General features: G+C 42.1%; 18 protein-coding genes. 5 read left to right on the forward strand and 13 right to left on the reverse strand.

Translation table 11 applies throughout. The annotated features are described in order from the left end of the window. Position 1: 1 nt before the first annotated feature. The 10 genes from JNG37_RS08325 to JNG37_RS08370 form a co-directional block, all read right to left on the reverse strand. Positions 2–1,585 (reverse strand): DEAD/DEAH box helicase, encoded by a 1,584-nt coding sequence (locus tag JNG37_RS08325; RefSeq protein ID WP_158457336.1) that lies wholly within the window; start codon positions 1,583–1,585, stop codon positions 2–4. 9 nt (positions 1,586–1,594) lie between these two features. Beyond that, positions 1,595–2,158 carry a hypothetical protein gene (locus tag JNG37_RS08330; protein WP_158457334.1) on the reverse strand — a complete coding sequence of 188 codons (564 nt, stop codon included), beginning with the start codon at positions 2,156–2,158 and terminating at the stop codon, positions 1,595–1,597. An 18-nt stretch (positions 2,159–2,176) separates the two neighbouring features. After that, positions 2,177–2,911 carry a hypothetical protein gene (locus JNG37_RS08335; protein WP_158457332.1) on the reverse strand — a complete coding sequence of 245 codons (735 nt, stop codon included), beginning with the start codon at positions 2,909–2,911 and terminating at the stop codon, positions 2,177–2,179. Between the two features lies 1 nt (position 2,912). Further along, positions 2,913–3,332: a hypothetical protein gene (locus JNG37_RS08340; protein WP_158457330.1), complete on the reverse strand. Its 420-nt coding sequence runs from the start codon at positions 3,330–3,332 to the stop codon at positions 2,913–2,915. Positions 3,333–3,379: 47 nt separating this feature from the next. After that, positions 3,380–4,462, reverse strand: a complete 1,083-nt coding sequence (locus tag JNG37_RS08345) for an ATP-binding protein (RefSeq protein ID WP_158457328.1) — start codon at positions 4,460–4,462, stop codon at positions 3,380–3,382. Continuing rightward, positions 4,462–4,635, reverse strand: coding sequence for a hypothetical protein (locus tag JNG37_RS08350; RefSeq protein WP_187321641.1), 174 nt, complete (start codon positions 4,633–4,635; stop codon positions 4,462–4,464). Before JNG37_RS08350 ends, JNG37_RS08345 begins: the two co-directional genes overlap by 1 nt. A 4-nt stretch (positions 4,636–4,639) precedes the next feature. Then, the gene (locus JNG37_RS08355; protein ID WP_158457326.1) at positions 4,640–5,941 is read right to left on the reverse strand and encodes an AAA family ATPase; all 1,302 of its coding nucleotides are present in this window, start codon (positions 5,939–5,941) and stop codon (positions 4,640–4,642) included. Continuing rightward, positions 5,922–6,149, reverse strand: a complete 228-nt coding sequence (locus JNG37_RS08360; protein WP_158457324.1) for a hypothetical protein — start codon at positions 6,147–6,149, stop codon at positions 5,922–5,924. The genes JNG37_RS08355 and JNG37_RS08360 overlap by 20 nt, the downstream gene beginning before the upstream one ends. Before the next feature lie 152 nt (positions 6,150–6,301). Next, positions 6,302–6,466, reverse strand: coding sequence for a hypothetical protein (locus tag JNG37_RS08365; RefSeq protein WP_187321640.1), 165 nt, complete (start codon positions 6,464–6,466; stop codon positions 6,302–6,304). Positions 6,467–6,490: 24 nt separating this feature from the next. Beyond that, positions 6,491–6,745, reverse strand: coding sequence for a hypothetical protein (locus tag JNG37_RS08370; RefSeq protein WP_158457322.1), 255 nt, complete (start codon positions 6,743–6,745; stop codon positions 6,491–6,493). 121 nt (positions 6,746–6,866) lie between these two features. Between JNG37_RS08370 and JNG37_RS08375 the strand changes: the two genes are divergently transcribed. Further along, positions 6,867–7,118, forward strand: a complete 252-nt coding sequence (locus JNG37_RS08375) for a hypothetical protein (protein WP_114866894.1) — start codon at positions 6,867–6,869, stop codon at positions 7,116–7,118. Here JNG37_RS08375 and JNG37_RS08380 read toward each other — a convergent pair. Then, entirely contained in the window at positions 7,113–7,310 is a 198-nt protein-coding gene (locus JNG37_RS08380; protein WP_158457320.1) for a hypothetical protein, read from the reverse strand. The genes JNG37_RS08375 and JNG37_RS08380 overlap by 6 nt on opposite strands. Positions 7,311–7,367: 57 nt before the next feature. Next, positions 7,368–7,574, reverse strand: coding sequence for a helix-turn-helix transcriptional regulator (locus JNG37_RS08385; protein WP_158457318.1), 207 nt, complete (start codon positions 7,572–7,574; stop codon positions 7,368–7,370). Positions 7,575–7,742: 168 nt separating this feature from the next. Here JNG37_RS08385 and JNG37_RS08390 point away from each other — a divergent pair, with 168 nt between their 5' ends. The 4 genes from JNG37_RS08390 (at position 7,743) to JNG37_RS08405 (ending at position 10,979) form a co-directional block, all read left to right on the forward strand. Next, on the forward strand, positions 7,743–8,102 hold the full coding sequence (locus JNG37_RS08390; RefSeq protein ID WP_158457316.1) for a helix-turn-helix domain-containing protein: 360 nt from the start codon (positions 7,743–7,745) through the stop codon (positions 8,100–8,102). 10 nt (positions 8,103–8,112) lie between these two features. Next, positions 8,113–8,502: an ImmA/IrrE family metallo-endopeptidase gene (locus JNG37_RS08395; RefSeq protein ID WP_158457314.1), complete on the forward strand. Its 390-nt coding sequence runs from the start codon at positions 8,113–8,115 to the stop codon at positions 8,500–8,502. Positions 8,503–8,561: 59 nt separating this feature from the next. Next, positions 8,562–9,629: a type I restriction endonuclease gene (locus JNG37_RS08400; protein ID WP_158457313.1), complete on the forward strand. Its 1,068-nt coding sequence runs from the start codon at positions 8,562–8,564 to the stop codon at positions 9,627–9,629. Positions 9,630–9,815: 186 nt separating this feature from the next. Beyond that, the gene (locus JNG37_RS08405; RefSeq protein ID WP_158457311.1) at positions 9,816–10,979 is read left to right on the forward strand and encodes a tyrosine-type recombinase/integrase; all 1,164 of its coding nucleotides are present in this window, start codon (positions 9,816–9,818) and stop codon (positions 10,977–10,979) included. A 191-nt stretch (positions 10,980–11,170) separates the two neighbouring features. On the opposite strand, the gene JNG37_RS08410 is transcribed toward JNG37_RS08405, so the two are convergent. Continuing rightward, positions 11,171–12,358: a glycosyltransferase family 4 protein gene (locus tag JNG37_RS08410; RefSeq protein WP_158457426.1), complete on the reverse strand. Its 1,188-nt coding sequence runs from the start codon at positions 12,356–12,358 to the stop codon at positions 11,171–11,173. Positions 12,359–12,362 lie beyond the last annotated feature (4 nt).

Genomic DNA, 12,362 nt, shown 5'->3' on the forward strand with positions numbered 1-12,362 from the left:
CCTATCCTGGTTGATATTCTTCTGGCACGATGCCATTTGGCATTCTCCAACCATTGGCAGAGATACGGTCTATCATATTACTAGCCGCTTCAAACGACCACATACCGACACTCTTAAAACCACGTTGCTCCAGAAATCTAATCTGCTTCGGTGTGGTCAAGCCTTCTAATTGTCGTTTTTTCAATCGGTCAAGGTACAGACTAGCCTTACCAGCATTATCGATATTGTCTGCAAAAATGCCGAACTTTTCCAAGGCGCTGAGCTGACTTTTAGAAGGTGGTGCCTGCTCCCAACCAAACGACGGTACAAAGCTTGATAAATCTTCCGCATGGATGGACATTTCAAACTGCAACGGATCCACCAGCTTGCGCTTGCGTTTTCGCATTTCTTCCAGCTCCTTAGCTAGTGCTTCTTCACGTTGAGCTACTACATCTTCTGCTGATTTGACTTCTAACTCTTCAATGTCAAAGAGTGCACCAGCTTCTTCTTCCATGTTCTCGACCATCTTCTTAGCTACTTCTTCTGTGCCTGCGATAAGATGAGCAGGTCGGCAGAGCTCATGTCGCTCCGTGTGCCACAGGAAATCCAACAGCAATAGATTTTCTTTACCTGGAAATAAACGAGTGCCACGCCCGACCATTTGGCTATACAGGGCCCGCACCTTAGTCGGTCTAAGCACGACTACACAATCAACTGACGGGCAATCCCAGCCCTCTGTCAAGAGCATAGAGTTACAAAGTACGTTGTACTTATCCTTGTCAAAGTCTTCCAAGACCTCCGCACGATCCTTGGACTCTCCGTTAACTTCAGCAGCTCGAAACCCTTTAGCATTTAAGATGTCACGAAACTTTTGCGATGTCTTGACCAAGGGCAGAAATACCACGGTCTTACGGTCTGCACATTGTTTGACCATTTCGTCAGCTATCTGCTCAAGGTATGGATCTAGTGCAGTACCAAGGTCGCTCGCTTTGAAATCTCCCGACTGCATAGATACACTTGATAGGTCCAAGGTCAAGGGAATTGTCACAGCAGTAATCTTTGACAGGTAGCCAGACTTGATAGCCTGCACCAAGGAATACTCATAGGCTAGACTGTCGAAATACTGCCCTAAATTTCGCTTGTCGCCTCGGTCGGGTGTAGCAGTAACACCAAGAACATTGCTGTCGTCAAAATGTTGTAAGACACGCTGATAGCCATCTGAGATAGCGTGGTGGGCTTCGTCGATGATAATGGTATCGAAGTAATTCGGTGGAAATTGACTCAACCGCTTCTCACGTTGCAGGGTCTGTACCGACCCGACCACAACCCGAAACCATGAGCCGATAGAGGTGCTTTCTGCCTTTTCCAGAGCTGTGCCCAGCCCAGTTGCAGTCATTAACTTATCAGAGGCCTGTTCCAGCAATTCCGACCTATGAGCAAGGACGAGCACACGCTCGCCCATACGCACACGGTCTTCAATGATTTTGGAAAAGACAATCGTTTTACCGCACCCTGTTGGCAGGACCAATAATGTCCGCTTGCGACCTGATTGCCATTCCTGCTGGACTGCACCACGAGCCTCCTCTTGATAATCTCGTAGTTGCATCTACACCTCCTAAAATCCTGCAAAGCCACCTTGAGCAGGTTGTGTCGGCTGTGTTGGTTGTTGGTATTGTGCTTGTGGTTGTTGATAAGCAGGTTGTTGTGGCTGACCAGCATTTAGCACTTTAGACCAATCAACATCATCTGCATAGATCATAGACTTGATATTGTCAAATTCCTGGTCAGCATATTTACCAGTCCCTTTGCGTTTGTTAACACTACAAACACCTTTAGCGCCAATAATGTTCCAGTTCATGCGCAATGGCTCACCATGTTTCTTCTGGCCAATCGCACCGAAGAACGCTGACAACATTCCTTCTGTTGATGTGTGCAGGAATAGATTGTGCTTCAGTTGTGCTGTGCCTTCAGCAGTTTCAATCTCGATAGATACAACTGCTTTGTTACATGCAGGTAGCTTTCCTGGATTTTGAGGATTAGGCGTGTGACGGGTTCGTTCGATACCCGTCACCGTAAATTGATAATCGCCTGGAGTAAGTGTGACGAATCCGCCACCATCCAAGGTAATTTCATCTTCCCATCCAAGTTCGCGTTCTGGTTGATTGTATTGTTGTGTCATTCTGATATTCTCCTTTAATTAAGCTAAGATTGTGATGTTGGCTTGTTCGCCAAGTTTAGATTTTAAGTAAGTAGCAATGTTATTAATTGCATCCAGTTTCCATTTGCCACCATCAGCTTCAAACAAGGCCATGTAGCCTGCTTTGTCGATGCGATAGATAAACTGGCTAGCAGGTTGTTCCACCTCTGCAAATGTCCGATATGGTCGCAAAGTAACAGGGTTTGGTGCTTTGGCTTGACCAAGGCTTGCTACACCCGTCTTGATAGTTGCAGTTTGGCTCACACCGTTATCAACAATTTCTGTACCATTGTCAATCTTCAAGGCACTAGCAAATTCAAGGACTGTGCCACGGTCTTCTGCGTCTACAAATCGAGACTGCAGCATGATGTTAAAGTCAGATGCTTCTTCATATCGTCCAAAATGGATGTCTGGTGTCATTGATTTAACTTCGACCAATCTCGCACGATTTGCATCTTTATCCAGCTCTTCGTAAACAATTACTTCTTTTGGACTTTCAACAATAACCAATACGCGCTTGTTTCCTAGCTGATCCAAATCAGTCTTCAGATAATCTACTAGACTATCTAAGGTATTAAGATAAAGTCGAGGCGGAATTGGTCTAGTATCCAGCTCTCTCAAAGAGTGTACATTTCCGTCATAGTAGAGTTTGCCATTGTCTGCAGCAATAATTTTTTCTTCTTTGTTTGCCAGCTTTACTGCATATTCCAACGCATCTTTAATGTTTTCTGTCATCTTAGTTACCTACTTTCTTTTTGTTAAAATCAATTACATCTTCATTGATCCCTTTTTCGATTTCTTCTACTGGTTGTCCAATATCTGTGCGAAGCTGTGCCTTGTCATCAAAATACATTTGACCAGGCATGTTACTCTTAAGCTCGTTCGCATAAGTCTTGCCGTCTTTCTTGCCGACAAGCACTGTAGTAGCAACACCTGTTTGTGGTGCAAGCGTGGATTTAACATCCATGCTTGTGCTGACCACTTCTCGACTATCATCAGCCTTCATGGTTAGCGTGATGACTAGCTTACGAGCAACCTTGCTATCAGTATTTGGATCAAGGATATTGTCGAAGACTTTCTCCAATTCCCTATCAACCTTTTCCTGCAATCCACCCTCACCGAGAGCAGACAAGTCCAACTTAATTGTTTTATCCATTTAGCTTTAACCTCGCTATCATTTCTAAGACCCAAAACGGTCTGAATCTAATTACCTTCGACTGTAAAGGGCATTTCTGGATTAGTCCGTACTTTTGTGTTGATAACATTCAGCACCTTATCCCAGACAGTCACCATGTATTCCCAGTAGCCTGCATCAATCGCTTCTACTTGTGTGCCAAGCGGGTAGATACCATTGACGTATGTAGCCTGTAAAACCTCATCTTGCGTGACATTACTACCAATCATCAAATCACGTAGACTTTGTGGAATTAGCGGACTGATGTCCGATGTCGGTGCTGATTGTACTGTTTGGTCTGCTCCCGACATTTGTGTCGGTTTCTCTACATGTGAGGGTTCATGTGCGGGTTGTTCCTGCACTGGTATGGATTGTGGCTGCGCTTGTGTCGAAAAGATGTGCGCAATCCCAGCAAAGTCCATAGGCAGTTCTTCTGGCAAGTTGTGACGATTCTTGGCGTCCCAGCTTGGTGAATGCGTAGTCTGCATGACACGCTGACCACCCTGCGCCTTCTGCTTCTTGGTCTTGTCATCAGTTACGATGAATGTTTTGTAGTTGAGAAACAAGACCATATCAGCCCATTCCTTGACCTTGGCAGATACGTTGGTTTCCGTCTTTTTGTTGCTCAACTTGAGCTCGTAGCGGTCATATCCACCTAATTCGTCGGGCTTGGTAAATTTCTTTACCTGGGCATGAGCAGTTAGCACCACGTTGATACCAAGCTCCACAAGCTCCTGCAGTCTGTCCAATAGTCGTCCAATTTCTTCAATGAGATAGGTGTAGCCACTGCCCCAACCAAAGTCTTCGATACCGCTCTTGCCGTGCTGAGCGCAGATGTATTGCAATGCCAAGGCTTCTGCCCAGTCAATCGTGTCAATGACCAAGGTCTGACAGATTGTCGGATTAGCTTTGACAAATGCGATGTGATTCATGAGCATGGTCCAGCTAGTTGGCTTGTCAGCCCGTGCCACATCCATATTATCTGTGGACCCTTCGGTGTCAATAAAGAGCGGATTGGGAAATTGAGCCGCTAGACTAGACTTGCCAATCCCCTCTGGACCATAGATGACCACACGTTGGGCCCGCGCTCGTTTACCTTTTGTAATTTGCATTAGCTTTCCTCCGTTTCTACTTCCCCTACGTATTGGATATCTACTTTATATCTGCCACGTAGTGATCGCTGTTTCTTCTCATAAAAAGATATAGCCTCATCTTCTGTGTCAAATAACCAATGACCGTCTGGATAAGTATCAAAATATTGTTGTACTTTATATTTTTTTGCCATTATTCTAAAATCCACCTTCCCAAGAAGGCTTGACAGTTGTATTTTTATGAGATTCATGATTTGGATTTTCTTCAGAATATCCATCGGTGATTATTATCGAGCACTCGTCCCCAGTAGATACCCGTGTCGCAATAGCCTGCAATCCCTCACGCTTCAACCATTCGCCAAACTCCTTCAGCGTGACCTGGTCCATTTGCTCCAGCTTGTCGATGAGCACAAAGCCACACTCTGGTTTGAGCTTGCGAACAATGGCAGTGGCTACTTGCAGTTGCTGGCTACCACTCATGTTATCCCAACGCTGACCAAGATAGAGTAATTCGCCGTCATCGACTGACAGACCTTCCAACGGCAAGTCAGCATTGGTCAGCAGGTCACGCTTCTGCTTGCGGACATCTTCGATTTCAACCGATAAGGCATTGTACTGCTCACGGATAGCCTTGGCATCTTCCTCGGCTTTCTCTTTATCCAAATTGGCACGCACTTTACGGTTAATATCATCAATCTGCTGGATATTCGCTTCGATTTCAGCAGTCGATTCATCGTGTAGCTCCATCGCATCTTTTTGAGCGATTGCTAAATCTTTCTTGTACTGATCGCGTTCATCAATCGCTTTGGCCAGCTCTTCCTGCAACCGCGATACTCTATCCTCTGCATTGTCGTACTGCAGCTGGATTGTATCCACATTTTGACGCTTTCTGGCATTCTCGCCATTCTTGGCTAAGATTGCTTGCTGTTGCTGGATGAGGTCTGCGATACTGATCAATTCTTTAGGAGCTTCTGGATAGAATTCCTGCTCTTTAGCAAACTTCTCCTTCTGGTCAGCTATCACACCGATTGCATGACGATTGTTGTAGAGCTCCTTCTCCTTGAGTTCCAGCTCAGCCAGTTGGTTGCCAACGCCGATAATCTGCAAAAGCGTTTCAGCCTTCTCTTTCGGCGTGCTATCCATAAACTTAGGCAAGTTGATAGCAAGCTCTTCCACAAAGCTATCCAACAACTGCTGACCGCCTTTTTGGCCATTAGGGTCAATGACCTTTAGACTGGCATTCTTGCCCTTACGTTCCACAATCAAGCCGTTAGACATCACGATTTTGAGCGTTGGTGGTACCTGTGAGCCCTCACGCTGAGCCTGGCTAGGCTTGTACTTATTCCCGCCCAGAGCCCAAGCAATAGCATCCAGAACGCTTGTCTTACCTTGATTGTTATTGCCACCCACAATAGTCAGACCTGTTGCGGACGGCTCGATTTTAACCGCCTTGATACGCTTGACATTTTCGATTTCAAGCCTATTGATTGTCACTGTCATAATTTCCTCCAATAATTAATCGACTTTCTTTGACGACTTTTTCTGTGCTGATGACTTCAGCATGATTCAAAGCATACAGTAGTAACGATGTTGATACTGTTGCGATAGTCAAATCACATTCGTTGGCAAGCTCTACGATTTGGTCGTAGGCTTCCTTGCTGCAACGTACATGATGATAAGTTGTCTTAGATTCTTTCTTTACTTCCATCTGGTTTCCTTTCTATTTGATCATCCCGCTGTTCTGCATCACGACCTTGATAGAATCGACGACATTTTTCAAAAAACGATTCTCGCATTGAAGCGCGTTGACCGTGTTTCTCAAATTAATGTATTCTTCAACACTAATTTCAACTGTTTCTTTCATTGCAATCCTGCCTTTCTACGTTGTACTTTCAAAAAATTATATGCATCTTTTTGGCTATATCTGAATGAGTTGAGTTTTTTAGTTAAGTAAAAACCATAGCCAATAGCAATCGCTGCTACAATGCTCATGGCTACAAAGCCGATTGTTAATACTGTTTCCATAATTTAATTCCTTGTCCAGAGGTTTTAATTTTGATTATCAATCCAGCGATGCACTGCTGGCAGTGACCACTTGCAGGCCGGCAATTCCCGTGGGAATCCTTCCATGTAGCGATAGTGGTTGTCGAATGTGTTCGGTGATACGTTTAGTAATGCCGATAGTTCCTCTCGTCCAATCAAACGAGATTCATACTGTTTGATTCGCATATCGACCAGCAGGTCAATTGCTTTGGTAACTTGTTCCTTGATCCAGTCGGACAAGTCAACAAATATCTTGTCCATAATAGGCCTCCTGTGTTATAATTTAAATGAATATTTTGGTAAGCTCCTGACTTCGTCAAGGGCTTTTTTTGTCTCCATCCTGTGCTATAATTGATATATCAATACAGAAAGGAGATGCGTTATGCCACAAATTAAAGTGACATTTGCTGATGGTTCAACTGCTATTTTCCATGAAGAAATGGCTTTTCAAACCATTGTAAAGACTGATCACGGAACATCACAAAGTAAAGTTTTCACACTTTGGTCACATCATCATGATGGACTTGTTCCAAGTCTTACTGAAATGTTGGCTCACGGGCTGTTCTTTTTTGATATTGAACACCCAGAAACCATCTACTCTAGTTCTTCAGTTATTAAATTAGAGCAACTATAATCTAATTTTGCTATTCAAGGCACGCTTTGTAATCTCGTCTTGAATAGCTTTTTTGATTGCCTGCCCATGGATAGTCAGACTTGCCATCTTGTTGACATACACGATTGCATCGGCATAGGTTTCAGATCGCTCGATGGCATAACTGGCATATTCGACAATTAGACTTTCAGACCGTTTGCTTAGTTCTTCCATCCCCTTCTCCTTTCTAGTTTGGGTTTGGTAGTTTTGATATTTTCGCATTTTTGCGAATCAATTAGCAAAAAAAATTGAGACAGCCTCATCTGTTGTCAAACCTAGCAAATCCACAATTTGCTTTGCTTCTCCGATTGTAAAATTGCCACCTGCCTTAATCTTTCGATAAAAAGTGCTTCTGTCAATCCCCATCTCTGCCGCTAAAGCTTCCTGCGTGGTGTCTTTTTCCACGATGGCACCTTTTAATTTGTTGATATTGACCATTGTCTACCTCCTTTCGTTTTCGCATTTTTGCGAATTTGTAATTTGATTATACAACCGCAAAAAACAAAAGTCAATACTTTTTTTGCATTTTTGCGATATATTTTGTTGCATTTTTGCGACCAAGAATGTATAATTAAGTATAAACATAGGAAGGTTAGGAAAAAATCGATGGCTACTGTTGGCGAAAGAATAAAACAAAGACGGATAGAAGCTGGATTGCGAGCCGAAGATGTTGCGAATAAATTGGATGTTTCTCTGTCCACTTTGTATCGATATGAAAATGGTGACATTGAAAAAGTAGATCTAAAAGTTGTGGAAGACTTAGCACGCATCCTTAGAACTACTCCTGCCTATCTCATGGGGTGGACAGAAAATGAAGAATATTCAATCCAAACCAATAATAAGGCATTTAACGTAGAAGATATGGCAAGCAACGTCATGATGTTTGGCGGTCGCGAACTAACAGACGAAAAGAAAAAAATCATCCAGTCGATCATAGAAGGATACCTACGAGAGGCTGGTGATTGAGGATATAATATTGACAGAAACAGATATTATTCAAAAGTTCGGAATTATTGTCCGAGAATTTGACGGAAACCTTCTACCAGACGAACTTGGGTTCTACGATCCGGTGACTAATGTGGCATTTGTTTCTGACAAACTATCAAAAATAGAGCGCATCAAAGTGTTATTGCACGAACTTGGTCACAAAGAACATTCCATCTCAGAATATCGAAACGCTAGGATTCGTTGCGAAAATGAGGCAGATAGAAATATGATCCATCATTTAGTTGCGGATGCAATTAGTCAATTGGAAGATGCTCGTGAGTTTAATTATCTAAAATTTATGGAATTTTATAACTTGACTACTACAACCGAAGAAATCATGGTCAGAGAGGAATATCTCGGATTAATTGAAAATTGTTAGCTACTGTGTGCAAAACTGACCCACGTAAAAAGCTGAAGTATTAGATAAGGAGTTGACGCATGGAACTTGATAAAATCAAGAGCGACCTAAAACAATTGGGTAAACGTGTAATTGATTTAGAGGCAAATATCACAAATGAAGAGCAAACAAAGAATGCTTTTATTATGCCATTCTTCCAATCACTTGGATACGATATCTTCAATCCACTCGAATTTATGCCCGAATTTACTGCTGATGTTGGTATTAAAAAGGGCGAAAAAGTTGACTATGCAATCATTATAGATGGACTTCCACAGATTTTAGTTGAATGCAAATCTATCACTGAGAATCTAACAAAGCACGACTCTCAGCTATTTCGATACTTCGGCACAACAGCATCAAAATTTGGGATCTTGACTAACGGGAAAGAGTATAAATTTTATACCGACCTTGATGAGCCTAACAAGATGGACTCAACTCCGTTTTTAACAATCGACATTACAAATATCAAAGATAACCAATTCTCTGAGATCATCAAATTTCACAAAGCAAACTTTGACATTGATAACATCGTCTCTTCAGCCTCAGAACTTAAGTATCTCAATATTCTCAAAGGTTTTTTGAATGAAAATATCAATGAGCCATCTGATAATTTCGTAAAATATCTCTCGTCCGAAATTTATGAGGGCCGTATTACTCAAAATGTATTGGCTACTTTTAAACCAATAATCAAAAAAGGTTTCAACCAATTTATAACTGAGAGAGTAAACGAAAAATTGAGTGCTGCACTCAATACAAACATCGAGACAAAAACTCCTGCTGTCGACAATACTCCAACAGAACCTGTAGAAGAAATTCGCGAAGTTGATGAAGTAATCACTACTCCAGAGGAGCTGGAAGTGTATACTGTCGTAAAAGTTCTGGCCAAAGATACGATTGACCCAGAGAGGGTGTTCTACAGAGATAACAAAAGCTATTTTAATGTCCTGATTGATAACAATATCAAAAAATGGGTACTGCGATACCGTTCCAACTCTAGCAAATCAACAATTGAGATTAGAGATACGGGAACGTTTGAAATCAAATCACCTCTCGAAGTCTCAAATTACTCAAAAGAAATTATAGCCGTCATAAGCAGATATATCTAAAAAATAAAAAAATCCCCACACTTCCAACCGACCAAAGCCGAAGTGCAGGGTAATCCAATAAGCAAAGACCAGCTGTTCAGCCGGACCTTTTGCGTACTCTATTATATCATATCAAAGGAGGTGATGCCAATATCCTAGCAGTAAAATTCCTTGTCCAGAGGGTAACAAAACTGAAAGGAAATTAAAATGAAATACAATAAAACAAACTACCCAAATATCTTTTGGTATGACACTGCCAAAGGAAAAAGATACCACATCCGCCGCGGCTTCACCCTCAACGGCAAGAAAAAAGAAGCCAACAAAAGCGGTCTCAAGACAATTGCTGAAGCTCGTGCAGCACTTGCCGAAATCGAGCGACAAATTGCTGAAAATGAGTTTGATGTTAACAAAAATCTTACTTGCGATCAGTATTGGGAAGTATACTGTGAGAATAGACTCAAGACAGGGAAATGGGCTCCTGATACAGAATACAACAAAAGGAGCATTTATACAAATCATTTCCAAGCAAGGTTCGGGAACACAAAGCTTGATGATATTAAAAGGCTTGATTACGAAGCGTACATAAACGATAAATTGGCTGGAATGGCAAGACATTCTGTAGTCCAGACTCACGGAGTATTCAATGCTATGATGAACCACGCTAGAAATAACAAGATTATCAATGATAACCCAATAGATAAAATCGACATTGGTCAAAGTGCAAGGAAGCCTCGGGTCAAAAGACGGTCGCTTGCAGAATTTAAGGCATGGGATAAAGCAGCTAAAGAAATACTGGATGATTATGAGTATACGATTGTGAGAGTAACCTATTATGGTCTTCGTCGAAGTGAAGATGCAGGAATCCAGCTCGGGTTATTGACGAAGCGAATCGACGGAAGATATTTATTAGAACTCAAAGAGTCTAGAACAAGACTGAGACCGGGCGGAGCCATGAAAACAGAAGAGTCTGGAAGGTATTGCTTATTTGATCCAGAGACATCTCGCTACCTCGACAAAGCGATTCAGACTTCACATAAAATCGCAAAGAAATATGGTCGCATATTAGGACCAGAAGATTACCTGTTTTTGATTGACTACAAAAATGCAAGAAACTATTTAAGAGGTGCACCAATAAGAGTGGAATACATTTATCACCTTTTTAAGAAGGTTAGTAAATTTTGTGGCATTCACTTCTCCCCTCATGTCATGAGACACTTCTTCTCAACACAAGGCCAGGCTGCGGGCGTTCCTATCGAGCACATGGCAGCGGCTCTTGGTCATTCAACTACCTATATGACCCAAAAATACACCCACATCTCTGACGAAGTAGCTGAGAGTGTGTCTGACAGCTTTATGCGGGCAATAAAATAGCCGAGAAATTCCCCGACAAATTCCCCGACTGTTTTTGATTTTAGATACATTTAGATAGAGATTTGACCTGTAAACCACGATTCCAATAACGGAAAAACGTTGATTTAATCACATCTGAGTATATCTAAAATCCTTAAATCTGTTATACCAAAAAAAGAGCCTGACGGCTCTTATCTTGTTTAGAAAGATTCTTATTTTCTTTCCTTGGCTCGATGCTTACGAAGGCAACGCTTTTCCTTACAATCCGCTATGCGTTCCTGTCGGTAATCTTTATTTCCCAATAATCGTAGGAAATTCAAGAGCAGTGTCCGATTTTCTCCAAAAATCCCAATCAATTCGCATAAAATCAACACACCCAACAAAAGAGCAATCATCAGCAGGGTACCACCTAACCTGCTTGAAACATTGAGCAGGAGCGAGATTAGGGCAAAAACAAAGGAAATAGCATAAATCACCAAAACAGTCCCTCGGTGACTAAGACCAAGTGATAAAAGTCGATGGTGCAAGTGCATCCGATCAGCTTCGTAGATTTTTTGACCAGATAATTTACGCCGGATAATGGCTACAACCGTATCCGTAATAGGAACACCTAAAATAATCATAGGGGTCACGACTGCAACTGCCGTCGAATTTTTCAACCCTTGAAGAGATAGAACACCGATCATAAATCCAATGAACAAGGCCCCCGTATCTCCCAGATAGATTACTGCAGGATTGTAATTATAGGGCAAAAATCCTGCAATAGCCGCTACCAAAACAAAAACGGTGACGGTCAAAAAGATATTGCTATCATACAGAAAGAAATATGATACAATTCCCATGGTGGATAGAGAAATAATCGACACCCCTGATACCAAGCCATCCAAGCCATCAAGCAGGTTAACGGCATTGGTAATAGCTATAATCCACAAAACTGTCAAACAGAAGGAGAGCCATGGTTCAAAATGAAGGACTGGTCCTCCAAAGGGAATCTTGAATTGATCAAAATGAAAATCTGTATAGAACCAAATGGACGATGCTGCCACAATGATACCAAGTAGTTTTGGTAAAGGAGCCAGCTCGAAGATATCGTCGATTAAGCCAACCACCACTACCAGTCCACCCGCCAATAGAAGAGGGATGATATAATCCCTAAAATCTCCTAAATGAGGCAGCGGAAAAACAATCTTAGGCAAGAAGAAATAGCAAGCAATCGCAAAGGATAAAAAGACTGCTAAACCACCTGCCGAAGGCATGGGAACCTTATTTATTCGTCTGGCATTCGGCTGATCGACCGCCCCGATTTTAAAAGATAGCAAACGTACCAAAGGCGTCAAAATTAAGGAGCCTACCAGCGTTCCAATCAGTACTAAAATGTACTTAAGAGCGAATGGAACCATCATC

It is taken from the genome of Streptococcus suis, from assembly GCF_016775005.1.
GTDB classification, from domain to species: Bacteria; Bacillota; Bacilli; order Lactobacillales; family Streptococcaceae; genus Streptococcus; species Streptococcus suivaginalis.

Coding starts and splice junctions, on each gene's coding strand:
- JNG37_RS08335 (WP_158457332.1), bottom strand. CDS start 2,911: ATGACAGAAAACATTAAAGATGCGTTGGAATATGCAGTAAAGCTGGCA.
- JNG37_RS08385 (WP_158457318.1), bottom strand. CDS start 7,574: ATGGTCAATATCAACAAATTAAAAGGTGCCATCGTGGAAAAAGACACC.
- JNG37_RS08380 (WP_158457320.1), bottom strand. CDS start 7,310: ATGGAAGAACTAAGCAAACGGTCTGAAAGTCTAATTGTCGAATATGCC.
- JNG37_RS08375 (WP_114866894.1), top strand. CDS start 6,867: ATGCCACAAATTAAAGTGACATTTGCTGATGGTTCAACTGCTATTTTC.
- JNG37_RS08360 (WP_158457324.1), bottom strand. CDS start 6,149: ATGGAAGTAAAGAAAGAATCTAAGACAACTTATCATCATGTACGTTGC.
- JNG37_RS08340 (WP_158457330.1), bottom strand. CDS start 3,332: ATGGATAAAACAATTAAGTTGGACTTGTCTGCTCTCGGTGAGGGTGGA.
- JNG37_RS08325 (WP_158457336.1), bottom strand. CDS start 1,585: ATGCAACTACGAGATTATCAAGAGGAGGCTCGTGGTGCAGTCCAGCAG.
- JNG37_RS08345 (WP_158457328.1), bottom strand. CDS start 4,462: ATGCAAATTACAAAAGGTAAACGAGCGCGGGCCCAACGTGTGGTCATC.
- JNG37_RS08405 (WP_158457311.1), top strand. CDS start 9,816: ATGAAATACAATAAAACAAACTACCCAAATATCTTTTGGTATGACACT.
- JNG37_RS08350 (WP_187321641.1), bottom strand. CDS start 4,635: ATGGCAAAAAAATATAAAGTACAACAATATTTTGATACTTATCCAGAC.
- JNG37_RS08370 (WP_158457322.1), bottom strand. CDS start 6,745: ATGGACAAGATATTTGTTGACTTGTCCGACTGGATCAAGGAACAAGTT.
- JNG37_RS08355 (WP_158457326.1), bottom strand. CDS start 5,941: ATGACAGTGACAATCAATAGGCTTGAAATCGAAAATGTCAAGCGTATC.
- JNG37_RS08390 (WP_158457316.1), top strand. CDS start 7,743: ATGGCTACTGTTGGCGAAAGAATAAAACAAAGACGGATAGAAGCTGGA.
- JNG37_RS08410 (WP_158457426.1), bottom strand. CDS start 12,358: ATGGTTCCATTCGCTCTTAAGTACATTTTAGTACTGATTGGAACGCTG.
- JNG37_RS08330 (WP_158457334.1), bottom strand. CDS start 2,158: ATGACACAACAATACAATCAACCAGAACGCGAACTTGGATGGGAAGAT.
- JNG37_RS08400 (WP_158457313.1), top strand. CDS start 8,562: ATGGAACTTGATAAAATCAAGAGCGACCTAAAACAATTGGGTAAACGT.
- JNG37_RS08365 (WP_187321640.1), bottom strand. CDS start 6,466: ATGGAAACAGTATTAACAATCGGCTTTGTAGCCATGAGCATTGTAGCA.